Annotated in this window: 20 protein-coding genes and 1 pseudogene; 12 read left to right on the top strand and 9 right to left on the bottom strand. The window is 60.6% G+C overall.

Going from position 1 to position 25823, the window contains the following annotated elements; translation table 11 throughout:
- Positions 1 to 11 precede the first annotated feature (11 nt).
- The 3 genes and pseudogenes from M2267_RS28420 to M2267_RS28430 all read right to left on the bottom strand — a co-directional run bounded on the left by M2267_RS28420 (position 12) and on the right by M2267_RS28430 (position 5478).
- Positions 12 to 3278, bottom strand: a complete 3267-nt coding sequence (locus M2267_RS28420) for an error-prone DNA polymerase (RefSeq protein ID WP_429119255.1) — start codon at positions 3276 to 3278, stop codon at positions 12 to 14.
- Positions 3275 to 4798, bottom strand: coding sequence for a Y-family DNA polymerase (locus M2267_RS28425; RefSeq protein ID WP_429119257.1), 1524 nt, complete (start codon positions 4796 to 4798; stop codon positions 3275 to 3277). Before M2267_RS28425 ends, M2267_RS28420 begins: the two co-directional genes overlap by 4 nt.
- Positions 4713 to 5478: pseudogene (locus M2267_RS28430) on the bottom strand (ImuA family protein). Before M2267_RS28430 ends, M2267_RS28425 begins: the two are co-directional and overlap by 86 nt.
- 236 nt (positions 5479 to 5714) lie before the next feature.
- On the opposite strand from M2267_RS28430, the gene M2267_RS28435 reads away from it, so the two are divergent.
- Together M2267_RS28435 and dinB are read left to right on the top strand one after the other, a co-directional pair.
- Positions 5715 to 6386 carry an SOS response-associated peptidase gene (locus tag M2267_RS28435; protein ID WP_429119259.1) on the top strand — a complete coding sequence of 224 codons (672 nt, stop codon included), beginning with the start codon at positions 5715 to 5717 and terminating at the stop codon, positions 6384 to 6386.
- A 25-nt stretch (positions 6387 to 6411) separates the two neighbouring features.
- Positions 6412 to 7494: a DNA polymerase IV gene (gene dinB, locus M2267_RS28440; protein ID WP_429119261.1), complete on the top strand. Its 1083-nt coding sequence runs from the start codon at positions 6412 to 6414 to the stop codon at positions 7492 to 7494.
- Between the two features lie 54 nt (positions 7495 to 7548).
- Here dinB and panD read toward each other — a convergent pair whose 3' ends face one another.
- Entirely contained in the window at positions 7549 to 8001 is a 453-nt protein-coding gene (gene panD / locus M2267_RS28445; protein ID WP_429119263.1) for an aspartate 1-decarboxylase, read from the bottom strand.
- Positions 8002 to 8480: 479 nt separating this feature from the next.
- Between panD and M2267_RS28450 the strand changes: the two genes are divergently transcribed.
- From M2267_RS28450 to M2267_RS28460, 3 genes are all read left to right on the top strand, one after another.
- Positions 8481 to 8786, top strand: a complete 306-nt coding sequence (locus tag M2267_RS28450; RefSeq protein WP_429119264.1) for a DUF982 domain-containing protein — start codon at positions 8481 to 8483, stop codon at positions 8784 to 8786.
- A 239-nt stretch (positions 8787 to 9025) separates the two neighbouring features.
- Positions 9026 to 9403 (top strand): N-acetyltransferase family protein, encoded by a 378-nt coding sequence (locus M2267_RS28455; RefSeq protein ID WP_429119266.1) that lies wholly within the window; start codon positions 9026 to 9028, stop codon positions 9401 to 9403.
- Positions 9404 to 9566: 163 nt separating this feature from the next.
- Positions 9567 to 9755 carry a hypothetical protein gene (locus M2267_RS28460; protein WP_429119267.1) on the top strand — a complete coding sequence of 63 codons (189 nt, stop codon included), beginning with the start codon at positions 9567 to 9569 and terminating at the stop codon, positions 9753 to 9755.
- A gap of 86 nt (positions 9756 to 9841) precedes the next feature.
- On the opposite strand, the gene M2267_RS28465 is transcribed toward M2267_RS28460, so the two are convergent.
- On the bottom strand, positions 9842 to 11953 hold the full coding sequence (locus M2267_RS28465; RefSeq protein WP_429119269.1) for a mechanosensitive ion channel domain-containing protein: 2112 nt from the start codon (positions 11951 to 11953) through the stop codon (positions 9842 to 9844).
- Between the two features lie 515 nt (positions 11954 to 12468).
- On the bottom strand, positions 12469 to 12939 hold the full coding sequence (locus tag M2267_RS28470; RefSeq protein ID WP_429119290.1) for a PTS sugar transporter subunit IIA: 471 nt from the start codon (positions 12937 to 12939) through the stop codon (positions 12469 to 12471).
- 452 nt (positions 12940 to 13391) lie between these two features.
- Between M2267_RS28470 and M2267_RS28475 the strand changes: the two genes are divergently transcribed.
- Both M2267_RS28475 and M2267_RS28480 read left to right on the top strand, forming a co-directional pair.
- Positions 13392 to 13730, top strand: a complete 339-nt coding sequence (locus M2267_RS28475; protein WP_429119271.1) for a hypothetical protein — start codon at positions 13392 to 13394, stop codon at positions 13728 to 13730.
- Positions 13731 to 13881: 151 nt separating this feature from the next.
- Positions 13882 to 15237 carry a chloride channel protein gene (locus M2267_RS28480; protein ID WP_429119273.1) on the top strand — a complete coding sequence of 452 codons (1356 nt, stop codon included), beginning with the start codon at positions 13882 to 13884 and terminating at the stop codon, positions 15235 to 15237.
- A gap of 68 nt (positions 15238 to 15305) precedes the next feature.
- On the opposite strand, the gene M2267_RS28485 is transcribed toward M2267_RS28480, so the two are convergent.
- Positions 15306 to 15779, bottom strand: a complete 474-nt coding sequence (locus M2267_RS28485; protein WP_429119275.1) for a MarR family winged helix-turn-helix transcriptional regulator — start codon at positions 15777 to 15779, stop codon at positions 15306 to 15308.
- A 270-nt stretch (positions 15780 to 16049) separates the two neighbouring features.
- Between M2267_RS28485 and M2267_RS28490 the strand changes: the two genes are divergently transcribed.
- Positions 16050 to 16349: a hypothetical protein gene (locus M2267_RS28490; RefSeq protein WP_429119277.1), complete on the top strand. Its 300-nt coding sequence runs from the start codon at positions 16050 to 16052 to the stop codon at positions 16347 to 16349.
- 262 nt (positions 16350 to 16611) lie between these two features.
- On the opposite strand, the gene M2267_RS28495 is transcribed toward M2267_RS28490, so the two are convergent.
- Positions 16612 to 18591, bottom strand: a complete 1980-nt coding sequence (locus tag M2267_RS28495; RefSeq protein ID WP_429119279.1) for an alkyl/aryl-sulfatase — start codon at positions 18589 to 18591, stop codon at positions 16612 to 16614.
- Between the two features lie 196 nt (positions 18592 to 18787).
- Here M2267_RS28495 and M2267_RS28500 point away from each other — a divergent pair, with 196 nt between their 5' ends.
- Positions 18788 to 19201: a hypothetical protein gene (locus M2267_RS28500; protein ID WP_429119281.1), complete on the top strand. Its 414-nt coding sequence runs from the start codon at positions 18788 to 18790 to the stop codon at positions 19199 to 19201.
- A gap of 58 nt (positions 19202 to 19259) precedes the next feature.
- Positions 19260 to 20219, top strand: a complete 960-nt coding sequence (locus M2267_RS28505) for a helix-turn-helix domain-containing protein (RefSeq protein ID WP_429119283.1) — start codon at positions 19260 to 19262, stop codon at positions 20217 to 20219.
- A gap of 91 nt (positions 20220 to 20310) precedes the next feature.
- On the opposite strand, the gene M2267_RS28510 is transcribed toward M2267_RS28505, so the two are convergent.
- Entirely contained in the window at positions 20311 to 22239 is a 1929-nt protein-coding gene (locus M2267_RS28510; RefSeq protein ID WP_429119284.1) for an ABC transporter ATP-binding protein/permease, read from the bottom strand.
- Between the two features lie 306 nt (positions 22240 to 22545).
- On the opposite strand from M2267_RS28510, the gene M2267_RS28515 reads away from it, so the two are divergent.
- Both M2267_RS28515 and M2267_RS28520 read left to right on the top strand, forming a co-directional pair.
- A complete protein-coding gene (locus tag M2267_RS28515) occupies positions 22546 to 23295 on the top strand; it encodes an NAD(P)/FAD-dependent oxidoreductase (protein ID WP_429119285.1) in 750 nt (249 codons plus the stop codon).
- Between the two features lie 91 nt (positions 23296 to 23386).
- Positions 23387 to 25483 (top strand): catalase, encoded by a 2097-nt coding sequence (locus M2267_RS28520; protein ID WP_429119286.1) that lies wholly within the window; start codon positions 23387 to 23389, stop codon positions 25481 to 25483.
- Positions 25484 to 25823 lie beyond the last annotated feature (340 nt).

The raw sequence follows: 25823 nt of genomic DNA on the forward strand, positions 1-25823 counted from the left end.
GCTCGCTCGCCTCACCGAAAATCCCGCGTCTTCACCTTGATCTGATCGAGATGCATATAGGGATCGACGATATCGCGCGGCCGCGGCCCCTTCGGCAGCCCGCGCGGATCGGGCGCCGGCGCCCCACGATGAAACTCATCCCCTCTTCCATGCGGAAGCGGAAAACTGGCGTCCCGATCGCCGACGCTTGCAAGCTCGCCGGATAGGTCGGTCAGCCGATGGGCAACGAGATGAACTACGTCGCCCTCCTTCTGGATCCGGCCATAAACGCCGAGCATGCCGGCACCCAAGACCACGCGCCGAAACGTCTCGAAGGTCTTTGCCCAGACAACCAGATTGGCAATGCCCGTTTCGTCCTCGATGGTGATGAACATGACGCCCTTGGCGGAGCCCGGCCGCTGGCGTACGAGCACCAGGCCTGCCGCTTCCAGCCATTTTCCGTCCCGCGTTTGCATCGCCTCGCGGCAGGAGACGATGCGGCGCTTCGTGAGATCCGCGCGCAAGAACGAAAGCGGATGGTTGCGTAGCGTCAGCCCGACATGCCCATAGTCCTCGACCACTTCGCCGCCCGACGTCATCGGCCTTAGCGCCACCGACGGCTCATCGAGTTCCGCGACGGTCCGGCTTTCACGCTCAGAGGCCGCGGCAAAGAGCGGCAGTGGCTCGTCGCGCAACGCCTTGATTGCCCAGAGCGCCTCGCGTCGCGCAAGGCTCAGCGACAGATGAAACGCATCGGCTTCTGCAAGCTGGACCAAAGAGGCGGCCGGAACGCCTGCCCGGCGCCAGAGATCGTCGACGGTCTCGAAAGGTCTTTCGTCGCGCACGGCAACGATCGCCGCGGCGTCAGCGTTCGCCAGCCCCTTGACCATGCGAAGACCAAGGCGAACGGCAAAGCGGCTTTCATCCCTCGTTGCCTCAAGCGTGCAATCCCAGCGGCTTGAATTCACACAGACCGGGCGAACCTGAACCCCATGATCGCGCGCGTCGCGCACGATCTGGGCCGGGGCGTAAAAGCCCATCGGCTGGGCGTTCAACAGCGCTGCGCAGAAAACGTCCGGATGCCAGCATTTCAGCCAGGAGGAGGCATAGGCGATGAGCGCGAAGGACGCGGCATGGCTTTCCGGAAAGCCATAGCTGCCGAAACCTTCGAGCTGCTTGAAGGTCTTGATGGCAAAGTCCGGCTCATAGCCGTTTGCGACCATGCCCCGGACGAGCTTCTCGCCGAACTTCGACACACCGCCGGTATGCTTGAAGGTCGCCATGGCGCGGCGCAATTGATCGGCCTCGCCCGGCGTGAAGCCGGCGCATTCGATGGCGACGCGCATCGCCTGCTCCTGGAAGAGCGGTACGCCAAGCGTCTTGCCAAGCACCTGCTCCAGCTCGGGCTTCGGATAGACGACCGCCTCCTTGCCTTCGCGCCGACGAAGGTACGGGTGCACCATGTCGCCCTGGATGGGACCGGGTCGCACGATCGCCACCTCGATGACGAGATCATAGAAGGTGCGCGGCTTGATCCTCGGCAGCATCGACATTTGCGCGCGGCTCTCGATCTGGAAGGTGCCGAGCGTGTCGGCGCGCCGGATCATCGCGTAGGTACGCGGATCTTCGGCCGGGATGCTCGCGAGATCGAGGTTGATGCCCTTGTGCTCGGCGAGCAGGTCAAAGCCGCGCTTCATGCACGAAAGCATGCCGAGCGCTAGGCAATCGACCTTCATGAATTTCAGGATATCGATATCGTCCTTGTCCCATTCGATCACCTGCCGGTCGGCCATGGCCGCAGGCTCGATCGGGACGAGCTCGTCGAGGCGATCGTTCGTCAGAACGAAGCCGCCCGGATGCTGCGACAGGTGACGCGGCGCGCCCATCAGCTGGCGGGCGAGATCGAGCGTGAGGCGCAGGCGCCGATCGGACAGGTTGAGATTGAGCTCCTCGGCATGTTTTTCGCCGATATCCTCGCCCCAGCCCCAGACCTGCGACGACAGCATCTTCGTCATGTCCTCCGGAAGTCCCAGCGCCTTGCCGACATCGCGGATGGCGCCTTTCGAGCGATAGCGGATCACGGTCGAGCAAAGGGCCGCATGGTCGCGGCCATAGGTGTCGAACACCCATTGCATGACGATCTCGCGGCGCTCGTGCTCGAAGTCGACGTCGATATCGGGCGGTTCGCGGCGCTCCTCGGAGACGAAGCGTTCGAAAAGCAGATCGTTTGTATCCGGGTCGATCGAAGTGATGCCGAGCACATAGCAGACGGACGAATTGGCAGCCGATCCCCTGCCCTGGCATAAAATGTCCTTTGAGCGGGCAAAGCGCACGATCGCGTTCACAGTCAGGAAGTAGGGCGCGTATTGAAGCTTCTCGATCAGTCGCAACTCGTGCTCGAGGTTCTTTTTGACCTTGACTGGCAAGCCCTCGGGATAGCGCCATTTGGCGCCCTCCCAGGTGAGCTGCGCCAGAGTCTGTTGCGCCGTCAGCTCCGGATTAGAGCGCTCCTCGGGGTACTGGTAAGCGAGCTCGTCGAGCGAGAAACGGCACCGATCCATGATCTCGATGGTGCGGGCAAGGGCTTCCGGGTAGCGGGCAAAGAGACGCGCCATTTCCTCAGGCGGCTTCAGGTAGCGGTCCGCGTGCCGCTCGCGGCGGAAGCCTGCCTCGTCGATCGTGATGTTGTGGCGAATGCAGGTGACAACGTCTTGGAGTATTCGCCGCTCCGACACATGAAACAGCACGTCGTTGGTGACGACCGTCGGCACGCCGATCGATGCCGCCAGATTGCAGAGCTGATGAAGGCGCAGCTGGTCGTTCGGCCGCCGGCGGAGCGTCAGCGCCAGGTAGGCGCGATCGCCGAAGGATTGCCTCAGGCGCCGAAGATTGAGAGCGCAGTCCTCATCCGCCGCATCCGGGAGAAGGACCGCGATCAGGCCCTCGCCATAGGCAACCAGATCGGACCAGCCGAGACGGCATTTCGCCTTGCCGCCGCGCTTCATGCCGAGCGACAGCAGCCGGCAAAGACGCGCATACGAGGGCCGGTCGGTCGGATAGACGAGGATGGAAAGATCGTCATCGAGATCGAGGCGGCAGCCGACGACCAGCCGCACCCCGACGTCCTTCGCCGCCTGGTGCGCTCGCACGATGCCGGCGAGGCTGTTGCGGTCGACAATCGCCAGCGCGTCGAGCCCGAGCTCCGCGGCACGCTGAAAGAGCTCTTCGCAGGAAGACGCGCCGCGCAGGAAGGAGAAATGCGAGGTCACTTGAAGCTCGGCATAGTGTGGGCTCGTCATCCGAAGATCCCGTGCAGGAACCATTTGTGGCTGCCGGTCTCGCTGTGTTCGCCGTCGCCCGCACGAAAAATCCAGTAGCGCTCGCCGGCGTCATCTTCGACCTGGAAATAGTCGCGCACGGCGACGAGCTCGGCATCGCGTTTCCACCATTCGCCAAAGACGCGTTCAGGCCCGTCGGCGCGTTTCACCCGCCGGCGCACGCCGCGCCAGGTGAAACTGACCGGCGGATGATCGGGAAGCAGCGCCATCGTCTCGATCGGTTCGGGATGGAGAAGCAAGCGAACCGGTCTTGGCCAATGGCCGGGCCAGGCGAGGCCATCGTCTGGCGCCATCGGAGCGATGCGATCGATGGAGCGCTCGGGCACGTCACTTGCAACCGGCGCGAAGCGGTAGAGCCGCCGTGCGCCGATACGGTTTCCGAGGATATCGATCAGGCCGGAAACATCGGCTTCCGGCTCCTCGACCAGCGAGGAGATGACCTGGCTTGCGACAAGCGGCTCGGTATGGGTTGCCGTCAGCGACATGATTTCGATACCGAAACCGGGGTCGATCGTCTCGATGCGATCGGTGATGAGCCGCGTCAAGCGCTTGACGTCCCGAACCGGCGTCGCGGTGCCTGCGCGGATCGCCTGATAGGTGTTGTCGACCCGGTGGAAAAGAAGATCGGCGCGGCGGGCACCAAGGCCCTTTTCTTCCAGTCCCCGGCAGAGCGCACCCACAAGCTTGGCCGCATAGCGCGCGATCGTCTCGGCAGCAGCAATCGGCTCACCGAACGATCGGCGGACCTCAATAAGCTCAGGCGTGCGGACCGGATCGATCGGCTCGGCGACTTTTCCCAGGGCCTGGTCGAGACGGCGGCCAAGCTCGGGCCCAAATCTAAGCGCAAGCGGCGCTCGCGGCACGCCGGCCACCTCAGCGATCGTGTTGAAGCCGAGCACGCGAAGGCCATGCACGACTGCGGGATCGAGACGAAGAGCTGTGATCGGTAGTTTATCAATTAGTTCCCGCTGTCCTCCCGGCGCCGTGACGTGCGTCGGCCGCGCGACAAACCGGGCGCCGGCGTGCGCCGCCCCCCAGGTATCGGCAATCGCCGCTCGAGCCTCGATGCCGGATCCGAAGAAACGGTTGACCATGCCCGATAGCATCAGCTCTTCGCCGCCATGCAGGTGATCGGCACCTGATGTGTCGATCACGAGGCCATCGGGCGGATCGGCCGCAACGATCGGCGCGTAACGCTGCAGCGCCCAGAGCGCCAAGCGTTCAAGCGCCTGCACGTCCGCAATTGGATCGGCGTCCATGACAACAAGGCCAGCCACCAGCGCCTGGGCCTTTGTGGCCGCCATGCCGGGTCTCAAACCGGCGGCGATCGCCGCGGCATTCACCGAGAGCACCACGCGCCGACGCTGTGTGCGGCCAACGAGGACAAGCGGCGTCTCAGCCGGCGGCGCTGCGTCGCCGAGCTTGCGCCTCAAGCGATCCGTGGGCCAGCTCGGAAGGAAGAGCGATACGACCCTTGGCATCTGGGGGCCTCCACTTCGAAATCTGCACTTTCGCCGGCGCGGCAGCGGATGAGTTCGACCAGCCAACGCGCGCGGCCAACACCTGGAACCGGCAAGGGCGAGGACGGCAGAACGGACACGCGCCAGCGTGTGACCGATGCCGTTGGCTGCCCAAAATCCGAAGCTTCCGCCTGGCGTCGCCAACGACGGATCGCAAGCGCAATTGTTCCTGAGCCTTCGGCCGCAAGCTGCAGGCGGCGCGAGGCGTTCATCGGAAGGCGGGCAAGCTCGCCGACGACGGCACCGAGCCCACCATGGCGAAGTCCCTCTTCCATGCAGGAGAGAAGCGCCTTTTCGTCGCCGGCCTCCACATAGATGACGCGGCTTGGAGACAATCCCGCCTGCGCCAGCGCTGGCGCGAAAAGATCTGGTCGCGTCATACACCAGAGCACCTTGCCCTTCGTGCGACCTGCGATACCCGCCGAAAAGAGCGCCGCCGCAGCGCCGTCAATGGCACCGTTGCCGCCGCCGGCGACTTCATGCAGGGCGCCGAGTGCAAGCCCCCCACCCGGCAAGCGCCGATCGATCTCGGAAACGTCAAACGGCAAGACCTTTCGCCCACGGCCACTTGTACCTTCGATGCGCTGGATGCGATCGCGAAGTTCTGAGACGAGGGTATTGTCGAGGACCGGACGTGGCATTTTGGAAAGAACCACTCCTTGGGGGCTTTGCATTAGTGCTTCCTGTTGATATGTTCCCTATTTGTTCCCATTTGAGTTCCGAGTCAACGGAGTTCAGGAGCGGACCTGTTGATTGCGATCTTGACGCGTGGAAGCATGCGACTTCGCGCGGATCGGATGGACCGGGCGCTTTATGAACAGCGGCAGAGACGAGCAGTCGCCGATATGGTGCAAGGGTGAAACGGGAGACTGGAACTTTGTGCAATCTCTACAATATCACGACGACACGCGATGCCGTGATTGCCTTCACCAAGGCCTTCCGCGACAAGGCCGGCTGGAACCAGCCTTCCTACGACGTCTATCCAGGTTATCAGGCGCCGGTCGTTCGCGTAGGTGAAGGCGGAGAGCGCGAGATCGCGCGCGTCACTTGGGGTATGCCGTCTCCGCCAGAGGTCGTGAAGAACTACGATCCTGGCGTTACCAACATTCGCAATCTGAAGTCTGCACACTGGCGGCGCTGGCTCGGCCCGACCAGTCGCTGCGTCGTCCCCTTCACTTCCTTTGCCGAGCCCGATCCGGCGGCCAAGGTCCCCGGAGGGAAGATCCCGAACGCCTGGTTTGCCGGGACCAAGGATCGGCCGCTGATGTTCTTTGCGGGTTTCTGGACGCCGTGGAAAGGTGTAAGGCGCGTGCGCGATGGTGAACGCGAATATGAGCTCTTCGGCTTCCTCACAACGTCGCCGAACGAGATCGTCGCACCAATCCATGAGAAGGCCATGCCAGTCATTCTGACGACACCGGATGAGGTGGACCTCTGGCTCACCGGCGCCTGGGACGAAGTAAAACACCTGCAGCGACCGCTTCCGGGCAACATGCTGGTTGTCGTCGAGCCACCTGCCGCCCTGCCCGAAGAAGACCTGCTGCTATGACCAGCCTAAGGGCGAGTGATCGCTGATGGAACGCTTCGAGCGCCCGAGAAAGATCATCCACGTCGACATGGATGCCTTCTACGCATCGGTGGAGCAGCGGGATAATCCGGAGCTTCGCGGGCTTCCCATTGCGGTCGGCTTCGGCGAGGCGCGCGGCGTGGTCGCGGCGGCAAGCTATGAGGCGCGAAAGTACGGCGTTCATTCGGCCATGCCTTCAGTTACCGCCAAGCGAAAATGCCCGGACCTGATCTTCGTGAAACCGCGCTTCGATGCCTATCGCGTGGTGTCTCAGCAGATCCATGCGATCTTTGCCGAGTATACGCCTCTGATTGAGCCCCTTTCGCTCGACGAAGCCTATCTCGACGTCACGGAAAACCTTAAGGGAATGGAGCTTGCGACCGAGATTGCCGAGGAGATCCGCGCAAAGATCAAGGCGCAGACCCGGCTGACGGCTTCGGCCGGCGTTTCCTACAACAAGTTCCTCGCCAAGATGGCGTCTGACCAGAGAAAACCGGACGGCCTTTTCGTCATCACCCCGAAGAATGGTCCTGCCTTTGTCGAGGCTCTGCCCGTCAAGAAGTTTCATGGTGTGGGCCCTGCGACCGCCGAGCGCATGCACAAACTCGGCATCGAAACAGGCGCCGACCTGAAAGGCCACGATGTCGCCTTCCTTCGCCAGCACTTTGGAAAATCGGGGCCCTACTTCTACTGGATCGCCCGCGGCGTCGACGAGCGCCAGGTCAAAGCTGATCGGGTGCGCAAATCCATCGGTGCGGAGGACACTTTCTCCGTGGACGTGCATGATTTCGAAACTGCCAGGACTGGCCTCGAACCCTTGATCGAAAAGGTCTGGCGCTACTGCGAGGCGAACGGCATTGGTGCCAAGACCGCGACCCTCAAGGTGAAGTGGGCGGATTTCACGCAGATCACCCGGAGCAAAACAACCGCGGCCCCGATCGCGGGCGCCGCCGAGCTTGCTGCGATCGTAACGATGCTGCTGTCGCCGCTCTTTCCTGCTCAAAAAGGCATCCGGCTGCTGGGCGTGACCCTTTCGTCGCTTGAGAGCGCCAAACCCGAAATCGCGCCGCAGTTCGCCTTCGCGCTTTGAGGAAAACGAAAGGTCGGTCGCGCAACGGCAGCAGACGCTGCGGCCTCTGCGTAATCAGCTGCCGGAAACCATGAGCGGTATCGGCAATGCCGTCTTATCTTCGTCGAGGATTTCGAAAGTGTATTTGCCTGATGCATCGACCCTGACCGAGTAGCTTAGGCGATCGCGAACATGGTTGTTCTCGTCAAAGGTCAGGATTTTCGGCTTCAACGTGGTGAGCCGGCTTTCGTCGAGATAGACCGAGTTACAGATGATGATCTGGTCGCCGGGCTGGCAGGTCCGTGCGGCCGCACCATTGAGGATGCAGCATCTGGAACCGCGCTCACCGAGGATGACATAGGTTGAGATGCGGGCGCCTGAGTTCTTGTTCCAGATCTCGACGAACTCCATCGGCAGGATGCCCGCTTCCTCGCAATGATCAGGGTCAAGCGTGATCGACCCATGATAGTTGAGGTTTGCTTCAGTGACGTGGATGCCGTGAAGCTTTCCTGCGACCAGCTTTCTCATGCTTTCACACACCTCGCGTTTGATCAGGGTTCGACGCATCTTGGCCCTGCCGAGGGGGCGAAGGCCTTCGCGTCCCGACAATGGCCAGCCGTAAAGATTGAAAAGAAAGCCCCGCCGGGGAAGGCGGGGCAAGGCTCGCACCCAGATGGCTCTCTGAACGCGGGGAAGAAGAACTCCGTGGGCCAAGCCCATGCATCCAGATACGAATGATGCTCCCCCCAAGGAAGGTCGTTTTCGGCAATTCCGGTACGGCTTTGCTAATATATCAAGCTGCGCCACGCCGACGGACATCCTCATGATCCGCGCACATCACCAGAGCGCAAACCATTTCTGACCTCTGCTTTTCAGTTCGAATGTACTAGGCGCACCGCCCGAGATGACTACTGTATCGACGTTGAAGGACGGGCCTTACGGCTGTATAGTTTCACTCATAATTTATATCAATTTTTCAAACCATTAGCCCGCGGAAGGAGGACATTATGCGCCTTCCTGAATTGCCTTGGACTGTTCCGATATCTGTTCGTCTGCAGTCAGGCGCGAACCGCATTTTTGCATCGGTCTACGACGCGCTGGATTTTCTGGAACATGAATGGCCGATACGGCACGGACAGAACTATGAACGAGCCATCGTGACGTGCCGGGCTGCGCTCAACCATTCCCTCCCGCCAGCAGTCGCGCGCGAGGCGTTCATCGGCGCATGCCTGGAGGCTGGGATGGCGACGACAGGGGTTCCTGCCCACTATCATGCGCGTCCAGGACATCACGGCAACAAGCCATTGGCTTGATAACGCCCGTTTGCACGACATGCCGTTGACGAAGGAAGCCTGACGGAAGAGATCGAGTTGTTGAGCCGCCGCGCCGCCGTTTAAGATACGACGCTGTCTCGTCAACACAATCGATGGATCACGCCGCAAAATGCCACCTACGATCACGATCAGAGGCGCCCGCGATGACGACGTGCCTGTGCTCGGCAGGTACGGGACCTTGTGATGGCGTTGCATCACAATGGGATCCAAACCGCTTCATGGCGACGGGAGCCGGTACGGAAGCTTCCTATGCTCGATGGCTGCGCAGTCAGCTTGAGGCGCCCGATGTGGTGCTCCTTGCCGCCGAACAGGAAACGAGGATTGTTGGCTACGCATATGGATCTCTCGAGGGACACGACTACATGGCGCTTCGAGGTCCAGCGGGCGTCATTCACGATCTCTTCGTAGAGCCCGACAGTCGAAGTCAGGGCATCGGCCGGATGCTGCTTGATGCTGCTATCGCAGAGCTGCAGGGGCAAGGCGCAAACCTGATCGTGCTTTCCACGGCGCACAGGAACGAAGCGGCACAACGGTTGTTTGCGGCTGCCGGCTTTCGCCCGACGATGGTCGAGATGACACTCAATGGGGAGGCTTGAACAAGCTGCCGCCCGCGGAAAGAATTTTGAGTTTTGCTGATACACTGGCGGGATGAAGAAGCCCCGTCGGACAGCTTCCGAACTGCCGCGTTTGAGGCTTTCTGGGGAGCGAGATCGACCAATATAGCTGTGGCACACGAGTACCCAACGAAGGAAAGATGGCTTGCCCACCCGCAAAGAAATCGCTGATCGCGTCATCGCCAAATGGCGAGCCGACGGGTTCATGATCGACGAAGACGCTGAGTTCAAGGCTCTCATGAGGCTCTGGATTGCGGGCGATCTGTCGATCGACCACGTCCGACGGCGGTACATGAAACTGCTTGTCGAACGCGAGCGCAACGCTCGCGCCTGAATTCAAGACGTGGTTATGCCACTTGGAGCCGGCGGCGAGATCGAGGCGGACCTTACATAGCGTCTATCGCTCGTCAACGCACCCGGTTACAGCTTCGAGGCTGCCATGGCGACGAACGCCGGTGGCGCCTCTCCGTTCTTATCCGCGCCGAAATAGATCGTCTGGTGCGGGAACGGCAACTCGATGCCACGGGCGTCGAAAACCCGCTTGACCGCGCCGTTGAGCGCCCGTCCAACCGCCCACTGCTTGCCCGGCGTCGTCTTGATGCGCACACGAAGGATGACGGCGCTGTCGCCCAGGCTCTGGACCCCGAACCACTCCATGTCTGCGAGAATGAAAGCGCTCAAGTCCGGATCTGATCGCAGCTCCTGGAATGCATCGACGAGCGCTGCGCGGGCGTCCTCGACATCCTCACGGTATGCAATGCCGATATCGCCGACATGGAACGAGAAGTCGCGCATGTGGTTGGTGACCATATCGACCGACGAGAACGAGATGATGTGGTAGGCGCCGTGCACGTCGCGCAGGCTGACCGACCGGATCGTCAGGCGTTCGACCGTACCGGTCGTACCGCCAATCGCAATCACGTCGCCAACATTGATTGCGTTCTCCAGCTGGATGAAGACGCCGTTTATGACATCTTGCACGAGCTTTTGCGCGCCGAACCCGATCGCAAGTCCGAGAACGCCCGCGGACGCCAAGAGCGGCGCGATGTCGAGCCCAAGCTGTGACAGCGAGAACATGAGAGCCACCACGACGATCGCGATCGTGGCGGCGTTTCTAAGGAGCGTCAGAAGCGTAGTTTCCCGCGAGGTTGCAATCGAGCCGAAAGCCGGGTTCAAACGATAGTCGACCCATGATGTGAGAGCGAGCCAGGCAGAATAGGCAAAGAGCAGTATGGCAAGAACCGAGGCAAGCGAACCGGTGAACGCCAGGCCAACGCGCGATTGCAGCGCGCCGACCACATCGAACAAGCCAACGGCACTGACGACCATCGCCAGGACCGCGGCCAATATCATCAGGCGAAGAAGCGTCAAGAAGCGCGGCACGAGACCGTTCACGCGCCGCTCGAGCAGAGGAAGCCGCTCATTGACATTTTCTGGCAGACGCACGCCCTTGGTCACGGCGCGGGCCAGCCAATCGGCAACGACGAGGCCGAGAAGGATTGCGACGATCGCCTGGGCGCTTGCGGAAAGCACCAGAAACAGCCGCTCTGCGGGCCCGATCAGAACGACGAAAAACAGGAATGTCAGATAGGCAAGAACGGGCCAATGCCACCGTGCTGCGATAAAACGGACCTGACGACGTCGTGCGGAATGGTCAGGCGTCGACAACAGCCATTGCGTGACGGACCTGCGGTTGGCGACCGTTGCCGAAATCGCCGTGATGAGGGCGACGAGAGCCACCAGCGCCGATGCTGCCTGGCCGGAAGCAGCAGAAACGGTTTGCGACAGGATAGGCTGGAGAAGCAACTGGCCGTAGCCGAGAATGCTGATGATCCAGGCAAGGATTCGGCTGGCTCGGCGGGCGGCCTCATCGGACACACGAAGGAGCCGCAGCTCGCCGGCCGATGGCGACAACACGGTTCTGACTGCGACCTTTGCCAGCTGAACCATCATGAACGCGTTCAGATAGAGGGTCTGCTGAACATCCATCCGCCCGATTTCGCCAAAGACCGTCAGCGCAGCCAGATATCCTCCACCCCAGGCGGCAACGACGATTCCGACATCGAGGGCGGCGGACGCTGCGATCAGCATCGACTTTTCAATAACACCGGCTGTTGCAGCCCGTCGCCCGAACGATCGATCGACACGACGTGTGCAAAGGCGCAAGATCGCGAAGAGCCCGTAGGTCACGACGATGACGAGGGCGAGATCACGCAAGGTGCGCAAGAGCACCTCTCCTTCGCCGCCACTCAGGTTTGAAAGTGTCGCGGGGGCCGAAGCCAGCTGTGCCGCGAATACCGCTGCCGTTTTGACAGCGTGCTCGGCAAACCGCCGGGTAACGTCCGCTGCCCGTGCTCCGAGCGAGTTGCCGGTGACATCGGGCGCTACATCTTCCACGTTTTCGCCGCTACGCCCGCGGGAAATCTTCTGCAATTCATCGAGGAAAGCCTCTCGCTCGCGATCGTCTCGCAGCACGTCGATCAGTTCCTGCAGCCTGGAAGGATCTGACGACTGCGCCGCTTCCCCGGGCAATTGAGTTTGCTGAGCAAGCGCGGGCGTCATCCCTGCGGCAAAAAGAGAGATGAAAAGCGCTAAAACGCGTACGAGGGAAAAGATCATGAGGTAAGCGAGCCATCGCGTTGGAGGAAACAAGAGGCGGGCAAACGGGTCGCCGTAGCGAGCGCTTGTCATCGGCGGCAGGGCTGCACGATGACCATGGGCCCGATCCGACCCTGATTGTTCCGAATTGAACAGGCCGCCCAAATCGCCGCAACTCTGATCCCAGACTGGCCGGCGAAAGAATGACCCGCCGCAGAACGCGGCGGGCCAAAGATCCGGAAATCTCTAAATTTTCATCTCAAAAACACGCCTTCTGCAGTATATCATTTCGTGCACAGGCGTATTTTAGCCACAAAAAAACCACGAATCCCACCCCAAATCGCCAAAATCTCACGGGATTGTGAACCGGGAAATGCGGTTAATCCGACATTTAAGGCGGCACTGGTTACCCGTTCGCAGCGCAGTGCCGTATGGCGCGATGCCACTGCCTACATCGCCTTTTCGCCGACGACGCTTCGCGACGCCGAGGGCAAGCGGTCTGAGCTGGCGAACACCTGCAGGACCATCATCGCCTCTGTCTTGGATTGAGCGCCTCGCAACCCTTCCAGAACGCGCACCGACCTGAACGGCCGGCATAGTTTGGCGAGTGCGGGCAGGAAACTCTGGTGCTCGCCCTTGGGCCAAAGCACGGCCAGGAATATGTCGACGAGTGCGTCATCAGGCGATCCGAACTCGATGCCATGGCGAAGCGTCATGAGCACCTTCGCTGGCGAGCGCAGACCCGGCACCAACGCATGTGGCAGGGCAAATCCTCCCCCAAAACCGGTGGAGCAGAGGGCTTCGCGCGCCTCCAGAGGTAGAAGCAAGTCCTTGGGCTGGAGGCCGGTCCGCTCAGAAAGATCTTCGGCGATTGTCAAAAGTGCCGATCGTCCGTCGCGACACGGTGCCTTGATGATCAGGTCTCGCTACCAGTGAAATTCATCGATCTGCATTGCCCCTCCCTACCGGTTCCCTTGTGTGAGCTCCTCCCAAAAGGACCGCCTCATGATGTCCGTCGCACCCCACATATCGGTCGATCTTCAAGACCTTATCTCAACAATGAGCTTGGGGTGTTGGGGGGTTCGATCAACTCCGTTCACGATCGATCGACATGCCTTTGGTCCCGGTCACCCGCAAGATTGGCCGCAATCGGTCGAATCGCCAGCTCGACCTTTGTATCACGGCATGACATATGAGCATACACACCACAGGGAGGAGAGATCCGCCGGCGCGATGGCCCAGCCTTTACAAGCAGGTCATCACGGTCGCGAAGGCGAAAACCGAGGCGTGAGAAGAGGCTTGCCGTGTTTCAACCAGATAGAGTGGAGCCCGCCCTTACCGGTCAGGCGTTTTCTCGCCCTTAGTGGATTGGATGCCATTGGCCATCGGGGCTCGTGCACTGTCCGACGTTCAAAGGCTCGCCCATGACAGGCAGGAGGCGTTGCAGGCTCTGCCCCCCCCGCTGCCGGACGATGTCAACGTGACGCGGGCGTACATTGCCGATCAACTCGGGATATCGCTGGAGGATTTCGAGCGGTATCACCATCTGGGTCTGGTTTCGGTGCGCGTGAACAAGGACCGGCACCTGCGTCCCGGCCTGCGCCACATAAAGGTCAGCCTGGGAAGCCGGCTGTTTGAAGCGACAACCAACGCTCGAGGAACAATCCTTTACGAGGCTTTGAGAAGCTTTGCTAGAAGCGGTTCGTCCTGAACGGCTGCAGAGCAAAGCGCAACCGAGTCGCAGCCGCGCAAACGAGAGCGATTGCGTGTGACGCGGCCAATCCTCCATTCTCCCTTTCAATCATCAAACCCTGCCGACAAAGCTCAACAGCTTGCCGCGCAAACCGAGCCGGAAACGCCCCATGCCCGATCCCAAGCGTCAACCGAAAATCCTGCGCCGTTCCAAGGTCGTACTGGGTTCGCGCGGCCAGTGGCGGACAAGGCTTGTCTTTTGGTCGGGAGCCGTGGCGATCGGCGTTGTCAGTGTCGGCTTCGCCAAACTTGCAGACCTTGCAAAAGCGGCGTTCGCGAGTGTTACATCAGCGAGCCGATGGACGCACTTGGCGCCGCTCGCAATAACGCCTTTCGGGTTCATCCTGTCAGCCTATCTCGCGATAAAGTTCTTTCCCAACGCGCAAGGAAGCGGGATCCCGCAGGCGATCGCCGCGCGCCATCTGGACGAAACGGAGCGGCCTTTTCTCCTGTCGCTGCGGATCGCATTCGGGAAGATCGTTCTCACCATACTGGGACTTTCCTGCGGCGCCTCGATCGGGCGCGAAGGCCCAACGGTTCAGGTCGGGGCGTCGATCATGCTTGCCGCCGCTCGCTTCGGCGAACTCCCGCACGCACGCGGTCTCATACTTGCGGGCTCGGCGGCTGGAATAGCGGCGGCGTTCAACACGCCCTTGGCCGGAATCCTGTTTGCAATCGAGGAAATGAGCCGCGCTTACGAATCCCGGTCGAATGGAGTGGTGCTGAGTGCCGTCATCCTGTCAGGGCTGGCCGCACTCGGTCTTTCGGGGAGCTACACCTACTTTGGGGTTTCAAGCGTTGCTCCAGCGCATGTGCGCGATTGGGCTTTGATCATCGTTTGCGGCATTGGCGGAGGAGCGCTCGGGGCGGGCTTCAGTGGTCTTGCTCTCCATCTGGGCCAGCGCATCCGGCGCTGGACCCAGCCTGACCAGTTGAGGCGGACGATGGTTCTGGCCGGCCTTTGCGGATTGGGCGTCGCGGTGATCGGCATATCTTCGGGCGGAGCGACATACGGGACGGGGTACGATCACGCGCCGCATGCGATCGAGGGCAATCCGGCGCCGCCGCTCTTTTTCATTCAGAAACTCGTCGCGAGCTTCCTCTCGATGATCTCGACGATACCCGGCGGCATTTTTGCACCGTCGCTCTCGGTCGGAGCCGGTTTTGGAAGCACGATCGGCCTGATCCTCGGCACGAGCATCGGTCTTGGAGCGATTCTCGGCATGGCCGGCTACTTTGCAGGGGTCGTGCAGGCCCCAATGACAGCTTTCGTCATCATCCTTGAAATGACGGGCGCTCACCAGGCGGTCATGTCGATCATGGCGGTTTCGATGATTGGGTATATCACGTCGCGAACGCTGTCGCGCGATCCGCTCTATCACGGCTTGTCGCGCGTCTTCTTGGCAGCGGCCATCCGGGCGCGGCGTGCCTCCCAGAAGGCCAGCCAGACGCCGGAAGAAAAATGACTGGTGGGCCGGGTGCAAGGATAGCAACACACGCCCGGTGAACCTTAAAAAAGTGCGGTCGCGCGCGCCTAGCGCTTTTGCGCAAGCTCGCGAAGGCGGGTCAACGATTCGGCCAAGAGGGGTTCGTTGGCGAGCATGGCGAGCAGATGCCTTCTGGCCAAGGCGTCAATAACCACCTCGCCCAATGCGGTCAAACCGACAAGCACGCTTCGCTTGTCGGTGGGCGATGGTGCACGGTCCACGAGGCCGGCGGTCTCAAGCCGGTCGACCAGCTGAACAGCACTGTTGTGCTGCATCAGCATCTCGTCGGCAAGCTCTCGCATGCGGATCCTGTTCTCTTGCGCGGCCTTGATCACCAAAAGCGCCTGGTATTGCTGAGAGGTAATGCCTGCCCGAGACAATTCGATCTCGCTGCTGGCCAGGAACCGCCGCATTGCCAACCTCACCCCCGCAAGGCCGCTGAACACTCCGGGGTCGAGCGGCTCACCTGGAGTGGCCCCGGACACTGAAACCGCGGGCTTTGCACGAACGTTGGAAGGCATCGAACGCATCCTTTATTTATATCATGACATGATATATAATCGATCCAACTCCGTGGGGGAGCTTCGCGAGCGCGGCCAAAATACCGACTTCGATGGAAGCCACAACTGGCCGCGCTCGCGATTGTTATTTTTCAATCGTGTCATAGCGAGGGCGCATGTTGAAAGACGTTGCCACAACAGGGATTTTCGATCTGCAATGGTATGGCCCGTTCGGGCACGCAACAGCGTCACGCTTCCTCCGGCCAAAGTGCCGCTGAGAGAGCGCGCCTCATGACGCGCAAGATATGGCGAGGCCTCACCCCGCCTCCTTCGGCGGATCTCTTCGTCCAACCGGGCTATGTCGCCGATCAGCTCGGTCTTAGCAGCGACGATTTCGAGCGATATCGCAATCTCGGTCTGATCAGCGTCGCGGTCGAGCACGCTTGTGGTGAGCACCGCGACCTCAACCGGGTGCAATGCCGTCTCGGCAACAGGGTCTGGGAAGCCATGGTCGACTGCGAAGGAACCGTGGTCCTCGAAGCCACGACCTATCTCCGGGGAAAACTCGCAAAAATGTGCCGGGACCGATAGGGTGGCAAAGCCCACAGATGCCCTGCGATCGCCGTTTCTGCCATTCCTGCGGGGCTGTCCCAGCCGTCAGGAAAACGCAAAGCCCGTCGGCGAGATTGTCGATATGGTCGAAACGCGCGGCCGATTTCGTGTCGCCCAGCAGCGGCGGACGCCCGCTTTGGGTCGATCCCGATCACTTCAAGCGTCCAATCCGTACTCTTGATCAGAAGAGGCGCGCCACTTCGCAAATGGCGCGCCCATGGAGCATGCGGCGACTTTGCGGTTACGGCGTGACGATGTTGAACCAGAAGTCGAAGTTGTCGAGCATTGATACGAGCTGAGTTAGCTTGGTGCCGTCGCCATCCACCTTGATCTCGCCGGCAGCGACTGCCTTGTCGAGGGTCGTCGACCCGAGCACCAGATTATCCAGGACCTCGCGCTTCAAAGTTACCGTGGCGTCGGCTTTCTCTGCCTGCGCGCCCTTGGTGTTGTTCAAGACCCCATTTTCAAGCTGCACGAGATACTTGCCACCGGTATCGCCGAAATCGAAGTTCAACGTGGCGCTCGCACCAGCCGCCTTTTCCGCATTGAGCCGCACGCCGAGATAGTCGAAGAACAGGTCGAGCGACATCGCCTTCACCGTATCCGGGCTTGCCGTGTTCGGCGTCGGCAACTTCTTCACGCCTTCGCGCAGTTCCTTCGCACCCGTGAGATAGAAGTTGCGCCAGGGACCGGATTCGGCCTGATAGCCGAGCTGTTCCAGTGCATCGGCGACAAGGTCCTTGGCCGGCTGGTTGTTCGGATCGGCAAAGACCACGTGATTTGCGACCTGCGCCACCCAGCGATAGTCGCCGTCGGCGAAGGATTTCCTGGCCTTTTCGAGCACGGCGTCGGCGCCGCCCATGTACTCGACGTATTTCTTGCTCGCCTCGACCGGCGGCAGCTCATGCAGCGTCGAGGGGTTGCCGTCGAACCAGCCGAGATAGAGCACATAGGTGGCAGCGACGTCGTGGTAGATCGAGCCGTAATAGCCGCGGTTCGCCCAGAAATTATCGAGGCTCGGGGGCAGCTTGAAGGTCTCGGCGATTTCCCGCATGGTCATGCCGTGGTTGACCATGCGAAGCGTCTCGTCGTTGATGTAGCGATAGAGATCACGCTGCTTTTCGAGCAGGTTGACCACCTTGGCATTGGTCCAAGTCGGCCAGTGGTGCTGGGCAAACATCACCTCCGCCTTGTCGCCCCACATGATGAGCGCCTGGTTGAGGTATTTCGACCAGGGCAGCGGCTCGCGGATCTTGGCGCCGCGCAGCGAATATGTGTTGTGCAGCGTGTGGGTGGCGTCCTCGGCGGCCGAAATCGCCTTCTTCTCCTCGATGAACCAGAGCATTTCCGAAGGCGCTTCCGAGCCCGGCGCCATCATGAACTCGTAGGTGAGCCCGTCGATCGTCTCCTTCTGGCCGGTCTTGGTGATGATGTCGGTCGGCGCAATCAGGGTTACGGTGCCGGCCGAGGTCGTGGTGCCGAGACCCGCACCCACCTGCCCCTTCGGATCGGGGCTGAGCAGATTGCCGTACATGTAGCTGGCGCGCCGGCTCATCGCCGTACCGGCCATCACGTTTTCGGCGACCGCCGCTTCGAGGAAACCTTCCGGCGCATAGATCTTCACCTTGCCGGCAGCGACGTCTTCTTCGGAGACCACCCCGCGCACGCCGCCATAGTGGTCGACATGGCTATGGGTGTAGATCACCGCCTTCACCGGCTTGTCGCCGCGGTGCTTGCGATAGAGGTCGATTGCCACTTTCGCTGTCTCGGCCGAAACCAGCGGATCGACGACGGTGATACCTTCCTTGCCTTCGATGATCGTCATGTTCGAGAGGTCGAGATTGCGCACCTGATAGATCCCGTCGGTCACCTCAAACAGGCCGCTGAGGTTTATGAGCTGGGATTGTCGCCACAGGCTGGGGTTGACCGTGGCGGGGGCCTCCATGCCCTCCTTGATGAAACCGTATTGCTCCGGGTTCCAGATCGGGTTGCCGCTCTCGCCCTTGATCAGTTCGTTGGGGAGGGGCGCGATCAGGCCACGCTTGGCGTCGTCGAAATCGCTGGTGTCGCTGAACGGGAGCTGCTTGAGCAGTTGGTCGTTCGCGGACTTGGTCGCTTCGGTTGCGTCCTTGCGGACATCCTCTTGTGCGAAGACCGGCTGCGCCAGCGCTACCGCCAGGAGCGTCACAACGGATGCTGTTCTGAAAAGGTGCTTCTTCATATCTAGTCCCTGCCTCTGTACTTGATTGATCTCCTGGACCGGACGCTTCAGGCAAAACCCGGCAAACGTCCGAGCGGAGCGTAGGGGAACGAACACAGCCATCGCTATGCGATTTGCGAATGCGGCAGCGTTCGTATTTTGCACAGCGCCCGACAGCTAAGGGGCCGACAATGCGTCATTGCCGATGGAGGAAAACGTGGTCCATCCGGATTTTCGGAACCATTTCGGAGAAGCCGACTGGGACCGGCTCCGCCGGAACGTTGTGCTCGTTTGCCGCGACGCCGTCGGCCCCGGATCATCGCTTAGCTGGGCGGAGCTTGCCGCCGCGCTGTCGCACGTTGGCGCCGAGGCGTGTCTGCTTATGTCTGAAAAAGCCCTCGAACAGGACGCCACGCTTGCCGTCCTTGCCGACTTCGCTGACAAAAAAGTGAACAGCGCTACAGTTGAGGCAGTCAAAGTGCTGGTCCAAGTTGCTGGAGAGGAAGAACTTCGAACCATAACCGAGGAGTCAGCGAGAATAGTGGACAGAGCGCTTCCTGACCAATCCTTCGAATTTCGGGCGATGCTTGTGCTGCTATCTCTGTCTGCACAGGGAAGGTTCGAGGCTTAGGCCCTTTCAAGGGATACGAAAAGCAATTCAAGCTGAGGGAGGGCTGGACCTGGAACCCTTGCATCAACATCGGCTGTTTGCGACGACGGATCTGGACGAAGGCGAAGAGTTCGCAAGCCAGATCTGGGAGGAAAACCACAGCACGATCAGCAATGGTCGCTATGGGTTGCGCTGGAATGAGGCTGCCGGCGATAAGATCAAGCTTTCATATGTCGAGCTCGACTGCGCCGTCGACCTCAAGGCGCAAGGCCCGCTATCCGATCACTTCCGCATGTTCTTTCACGAAGATGGACGCATCGAACACGTTGTGAAAGGGCGCACCTTCGTGTCGGACAGGACAACGGCTGCGGTCCATTGCCCCGGCATGGACCTCTCCATGCAAATCAGTCCGTTTCAGCTTCTGTTGCTGAGCCTCGACGGACACTGCGTCAGGAGTGCGATGACACAGCGCTTTCGCAAGCTGCCCGATTACGTGGATTGGCTTGGCAGCCTGAAGCCCTCCCATAATCTCGCGACGCTGAGGTCGCTGACCGCCTGGATCGCAAGGGAAATGGAAAACGAAGGCTCCCCGCTATCGGGGACCGGAAAACCGCGACTGCATGCTGAGCGTCTGTTGCTAAGCCTCTTTGTCGAGTGCCTGGCGGAAACGGCACCGATGGAAAGTCATCCCGTTTGCGAGAGCAGCCAGATTCAGGCCGAACGGGCACGTGACTGGATCGACGCAAACCTGACCGAGATATTCGGCGTCGAAGAGATTGCCGCTGCCGCGGGCATCGGGGTCCGCTCGCTCCAGAAGACTTTCAAGCGGTTTTACGGCTGCTCGCCGCACGCCTATGCGACGCGACGCCGCCTCGAATCTGTCCGGCAACTGCTGTTGTCCGCCTCCGGCTCGCAAACTGTGACGAGCGCCGCGACCCAGCTGGGCTTCTTCGAACTCGGCAGGTTCGCCCAAAGTTACCGCCGGCACTTCGGCGAAACACCATCCGCCACCCTCACCAGGCGATCGCAAGAACGATAAGGCCAAGGGCAATGTTGCGAGCCGGGACCTTTAGGTGAGCGCCAACCCGTCAACCGGCTTGTCCGGTCCCGGGCGCCACGGACGAGGACCATTATTCGGCGGGAAAGTCTTCCGGCAACCTCTCCCGGCGGCTCAAGCCCCTCGGCCACAGTGTCTGTTCGGTCACCGGCCCCTTTATGACCGTTCGTTGCGTGATCGAAAGCACGCTGTCGAACAATTCGTCGCCTTGCGACGTTTTCGGCGTCGAGGACGTGTGCATCACACTGATCACCGACGTTCCAGGACACCGGGTTCGAATGGTGGCATGAAACGAGCTTTTGGCCTGCAGATCCAGCGCGCTCGTCGGTTCGTCGAGGAGGAGAAGTTCCGGTCGCAGCAGGAGGATGCGCGCGAGTATGAGCTTCTGCTTTTGCCCCCCGGACAACAGCTGATCCCAAGTCTGACCCGCCCGGCCCAACTTGGCGAGGTCGTCTGCAAAATCGGCAAGCCCGACTTCCTCCATGATCCGCGCGACGTCCACATCATGGTACGACTGCGTGGGGTCAGGCAGACAGGTCAACTCCTTGAGCGACGTCGACGGTAAATAGACGTCCTGTGCAGCATAGAGCGTGCGCACGTCCCTGGGCAGAATGATGGTTCCTCGTCCATGAGGCCAAAGGCCACTGATCGCTTTCAGCAACGACGACTTGCCGCTTCCCGATTCTCCCAGGAGCAATGCCCACTCGCCCCGGGCCACACGCAGCCGCTCAGTCGAAACAAAAGGTTCGGCGGCGCCGGGATGCATGAGCTCGACGTCCTGTATGGTCAGGCCGAACCGCGCCTCCTGGTGTCGGTAACGCAACTGCGAGCATCCCGAACGCGCGTAGAACTCCTTTGGAAGTTGGGCTTGCTCGATTGCCTCGGCAAGGTCTGTCACGCGCTTCGCGTTCGCTCGCAGCCGCGCTATGTCGGGCATGACGTGAATGAACCAGGAACAGTCGTTGATGACCGCATTCGCAAGTTCGGCTCCCGTGACGTATCCCTGGAGACTGATCCTGCTTTCGGCATAGGGAAGGAGCCCCGGCGCATAGGCGATGATGCGCGAGGAAAAGAAATTGTAGACGAGCTCAAATCCCATATAGCCCGCGGTCACGACGTTCAGGCTGCCCCAGGTCTGGTCGATTTCATCATAGCGCTGCCTGTTGATGCGCTTTTGCACGCCCTCCCCTTGAGAGGCAGCCACGTGGAAGCTCCTATTCAGGAGCGTTGCAAGCTCACGCCGGTAGCTTCCTTCTGCCCACTGCATCCTGACATCCAGCCGCTGCAGGATCGCTCCGAGTTTGACTGCAAGAAAGGTGTTGAGCGGAACGTAGGCCAGAACCGCCGCAAATGTCAGGCAGGCGCTGGCGTAGGTCCCCAAAAACTCCAGACCGGTAATTTCCGTCGAGTTCGCGATGATTTTCCCGCCGACAAAGTAAAGCGAGAGGGTTACGCCGGCGATCCCCATCGCAAGGCCGATGGCGCCTCCGGTCAGGCCCTTGATCGACTCCTGAATACGCTGGTCCAGATTGTCGGGCACCGCCGCTGCCGAAGGTGACGCTTCCGCGGCACCGTTTTGGAGGTGGAAATGGGTATGATTGCTGTCGAGGATCGCGCTGTTGAAGCGCTCGTCGAGCCAGGCTCGCCACTTGCGATGCAGTGTCGTCGAGAAGTAGTGCCGCACAGCAATAAAGCCAATCTCCTTGAGGACGACAATGGCAACAAGAGTTGCGGCGCTGTTTAGGAGCGCTCGAAGGGTAGACGGGTTTTGCGGGTGATGAAGGAACGCGATCCCGCTGATGAGATCGCCTGACGCTTCGGCGAACCAAACGCTCGCCATGGCCGATAGCGCGGTGAGTACGACAATTATGGCTGCCAGCGCCCAGGCCTCCTTCCACCGCTCGGAAAGCCAGTACGCACCCATGAGCCCCCAAAAACCGCGCATTGACGACACAGGGGTCAATTCAGACCGTTCTTCACTGAACCGTTTCTGCCAGTTCAACAACTTCTCCTTCTGTTTAGCCTCATGCCTCTCTTTCCCAAGCGATTTCGCTCGGCAGACGACTGCTATTCGCAGTCCCGCCTAAATTAGCACCATAGTGAAGCATCTGGTGACGCTTTCCTAGCCGATTCCAGGGATTGTGGTGTCGCAGTGTCCTTTTTGCGACATCAATACACCGCCAATCTCGTGATCATCAAGCGGGCGGCGTCTCCCCCGGAGCGTCGATCGGGAGGAACTCTCTGGCGCGGGCTCCGCCACCACAGAACGTGCGTAGCGGGACTTCGACGGGAGATATGCCTGTGAACGTTGCCGCGCATTTCCAGCGGAGCCAGCGGCGCCGAAGCCGTGGTGGTCGAACCAGGCATCACTTCCGGCCCCCGCCGTTGCGATGCATCAGAGCCCAAGGGCGGGATCATTCAGGCGACGCATGTGGTCTTTTGCACCGGCTATGAGTTCCTCGATGCCGTGGCCAATCCGGGTCATCGGAACGTCTCCACCTGGGCGTTCGCAACGCGCCCCCATCATCCCCGGCCGAAATGGCTGACCGACTATCTCGTGTGGGAAGGCTCGGATCCCTATCTCTATTTTCGATCGACGCCGGATGGCCGCATCATTGTCGGGGGCGAGGACGAAGACAATGCCACGTCTTTTCAGGATCCGGTCAAGCTCGGCGCGAAATCCCGGACGCTTAGGAAAAAACTGTCGGCGCTCCTGAATATTCCGATCGAGGAGCCAGACTACCAATGGGCCGCAGCCTTCGGCACGACTGCGGACGGACTGCCGATGATCGGAGCCGTTCCGGGCTTCAACCAGGTCTATGCGGCTATGGGCTATGGCGGAAACGGCATCACCTTCAGCCAGATTGCCGCAGAGATCCTGTCTGCGGAAATTCTCGGCCACCAGGACCCGGACGGTGAGCTCTTCGCCTTCCGCTGCCCCTCCAAGCGATCTGCCCCCTTTCCCGCACCGAAGCCGAGAGCCCAAAACCCGTCGAGGTGCACAAACAGGTCTCGATCACGGAACCCAGCGCACGCCAAAACGGTTCTACCAGCTTGAGCTCGCCCACCTTACCGGACCCTCATCGATCTTGAGCGGCATCGCAACGGTGCCTGGCAGGTGGTTGCGTCATTACGAGGAGGTTTACAGTATGGCCGACAAGAAGGCATTCGACACCGATCGGGGACTTGGCGGTGAAACCCACCAACGCGTGCCTGAAAAGGGGCGTCACGCTGCCGAGGCCCACCTGACGACAAATCAGGGCGCCCACATTTCTGACAATCAAAACAGCCTGAAATCCGGAAACCGGGGACCGGCGCTTCTCGAAGACTTCGTTCTGCGCGAGAAGATCTTTCATTTCGATCACGAGCGCATCCCAGAACGAATTGTGCATGCCCGCGGCTCGGGAGCGCACGGCTACTTCGAGTTGACGGCGAGCTTGAGCGACGTGACGACGGCCGACCTGTTTCAGCGGGTCGGCGAGAAGGTGCCTGTATTCGTGCGCTTCTCCACAGTTGCCGGAGGTGCTGGATCCGTCGACACGCCACGCGATGTCCGCGGCTTCGCGGTGAAATTCTATACCAAGGAAGGCAACTGGGACCTGGTCGGCAACAACATTCCGGTGTTCTTCATCCAGGACGCGATCAAGTTTCCGGACCTCATTCATTCGGTGAAGATGGAAGCAGACCGCGCTTTTCCCCAAGCCGGCAGTGCCCACGACACCTTCTGGGATTTCGCTTCGCTGATGCCCGAGAGCACGCACATGTTGATGTGGGCGATGTCCGATCGAGCGATCCCACGGTCCTATCGGATGATGCAGGGGTTCGGCATCCATTCGTTCCGTTTCGTCAACGATGCGGGTGAGTCAACCTTCGTCAAATTCCACTGGAAGCCCAAGCTGGGCGTTCAATCGACGCTTTGGGATGAAGCGCTGAAGTTGCAGGCGGCTGACAACGACTATCACCGGCGTGATCTTTGGGAGGCGATCGAGAGCGGCAACTTCCCGGAATGGGAATTGGGCGTGCAGCTGTTTGACGAGGAATTCGCCAGCAAGCTTCCGTACGATGTGCTTGATGCGACCAAGCTCATTCCCGAGGAGATCCTGCCGGTCGAAATCGTCGGGCGGCTCGTCCTTGACCGAAACCCGGACAATTTCTTCGCCGAGACCGAGCAGGTCGCCTACTGTCCGGCCAATATCGTTCCGGGCATCGATTTCACCAACGACCCGTTGCTTCAGGGTCGCTTGTTCTCCTATCTCGACACGCAGAAATCTCGGCTTGGAACGGCGAACTTCCATCAGTTGCCGATCAACGCGCCAAAATGTCCGATGATGAATTTTCAGCGCGACGGCATGATGCAAATGACGGTCCCCAAAGGACGGGCGAACTACGAGCCAAACAGCCTTTCCGTTGCGGGCGAGGATGGCGGCCCACGCGAATGCCCCGTCACCGGCTTCAAGACGGTGCAAGGAGCAACGGGGAAGCAGGAGCAAGGTGACAAACTTCGCGTGCGTGCCGAACTCTTCGCAGATCACTATAGCCAGGCGCGGCTATTCTGGAGGTCGCAGACGCAGTCCGAGCAGGCCCACATCGCGTCATCCTTCGTGTTCGAGCTGTCAAAGGTCGGTCTCGCGCATGTCCCGCCTAGGATGATCGGCAACCTCTTGAACGTCGACGAAACTCTGGCGAAGCGTGTCGCCGATGGCCTTGGGATCGAGCTCCCGAAGATCAATCCGACGGCGCGCGAGCCGGTTGACCTGCCCCCTTCGCCCGCCTTGTCGATCCACGACAACATGCTGGACACGATCGATGGCCGGAAGGTCGGGATCCTGATTGCTGATGGTTCGGACGCGGGCGCGCTGAAGAAACTGAAGGATGCGATCGCCAAAGCGGGCGCTACAGCGTTCGTGGTTGCACTAAAGGTCGGAAAGGTCCAACTTTCCGACGGCAAGACCATCCGGGCTGACGGACAGCTTGCGGGATCGCCCTCGCAAATATTCGACGCCGTGGCCGTGCTGGTTTCAAACGAAGGGGCCCAAAGCCTTAGCCGGGAGACCGCAGCAATTCAGTGGGTGATGGACGCCTTCGGTCATCTCAAAGCCATCGGATACAGCGAGGAAGGGCTGCTGTTGCTGGAAAGAGCCGGCATCGGCGTCGATGCAGGCGTGGTCCCTCTCGACGGCAGTTTTCCGACGGCGGCTGCGAAGCGCTATTTCGAGCGCGAGCCGACGATCCGCCAGCTCGCCTGAACCAGCGCGCGGCCGGACCGCCTCACTTCATAGGTGAAACACGCCACACCTTGTTGCCGACGTCGTCGGCGACAAGCAAAGCGCCGACGGACCTTTCAAACCTGGGACGCGAGCAAAGGCTGTTGCAGCGTTCGCCGCCCGTTTTTCGTGCTCTCCCTAAAGCGTAGATGTCTGCGTGAAGGGTGTTTCATTCAGTCAGAATCGAGTGGATCCAATGGCCGAAAAACTGGGCGAACGCGGCAACCTGCGGATTCCAGGAATTAACCGGACGGGATTCCGATCAAAATCCGGACAGCGTTCCGATCTGAAGCCGGACAGCATTCCAATCAATTACCGGACG

The organism is Ensifer sp. KUDG1, assembly GCF_050434285.1.
Taxonomy (GTDB): Bacteria; Pseudomonadota; Alphaproteobacteria; order Rhizobiales; family Rhizobiaceae; genus Ensifer.

Excerpts from the sequence above, each read along its gene's own strand:
- M2267_RS28420 (WP_429119255.1), bottom strand. The coding sequence starts at position 3,278 with ATGACGAGCCCACACTATGCCGAGCTTCAAGTGACCTCGCATTTCTCC.
- M2267_RS28425 (WP_429119257.1), bottom strand. The coding sequence starts at position 4,798 with ATGCCAAGGGTCGTATCGCTCTTCCTTCCGAGCTGGCCCACGGATCGC.
- dinB (WP_429119261.1), top strand. The coding sequence starts at position 6,412 with ATGGAACGCTTCGAGCGCCCGAGAAAGATCATCCACGTCGACATGGAT.
- panD (WP_429119263.1), bottom strand. The coding sequence starts at position 8,001 with ATGAGAAAGCTGGTCGCAGGAAAGCTTCACGGCATCCACGTCACTGAA.
- M2267_RS28450 (WP_429119264.1), top strand. The coding sequence starts at position 8,481 with ATGCGCCTTCCTGAATTGCCTTGGACTGTTCCGATATCTGTTCGTCTG.
- M2267_RS28455 (WP_429119266.1), top strand. The coding sequence starts at position 9,026 with ATGGCGACGGGAGCCGGTACGGAAGCTTCCTATGCTCGATGGCTGCGC.
- M2267_RS28475 (WP_429119271.1), top strand. The coding sequence starts at position 13,392 with ATGCCATTGGCCATCGGGGCTCGTGCACTGTCCGACGTTCAAAGGCTC.
- M2267_RS28480 (WP_429119273.1), top strand. The coding sequence starts at position 13,882 with ATGCCCGATCCCAAGCGTCAACCGAAAATCCTGCGCCGTTCCAAGGTC.
- M2267_RS28485 (WP_429119275.1), bottom strand. The coding sequence starts at position 15,779 with ATGCCTTCCAACGTTCGTGCAAAGCCCGCGGTTTCAGTGTCCGGGGCC.
- M2267_RS28490 (WP_429119277.1), top strand. The coding sequence starts at position 16,050 with ATGACGCGCAAGATATGGCGAGGCCTCACCCCGCCTCCTTCGGCGGAT.
- M2267_RS28495 (WP_429119279.1), bottom strand. The coding sequence starts at position 18,591 with ATGAAGAAGCACCTTTTCAGAACAGCATCCGTTGTGACGCTCCTGGCG.
- M2267_RS28520 (WP_429119286.1), top strand. The coding sequence starts at position 23,387 with ATGGCCGACAAGAAGGCATTCGACACCGATCGGGGACTTGGCGGTGAA.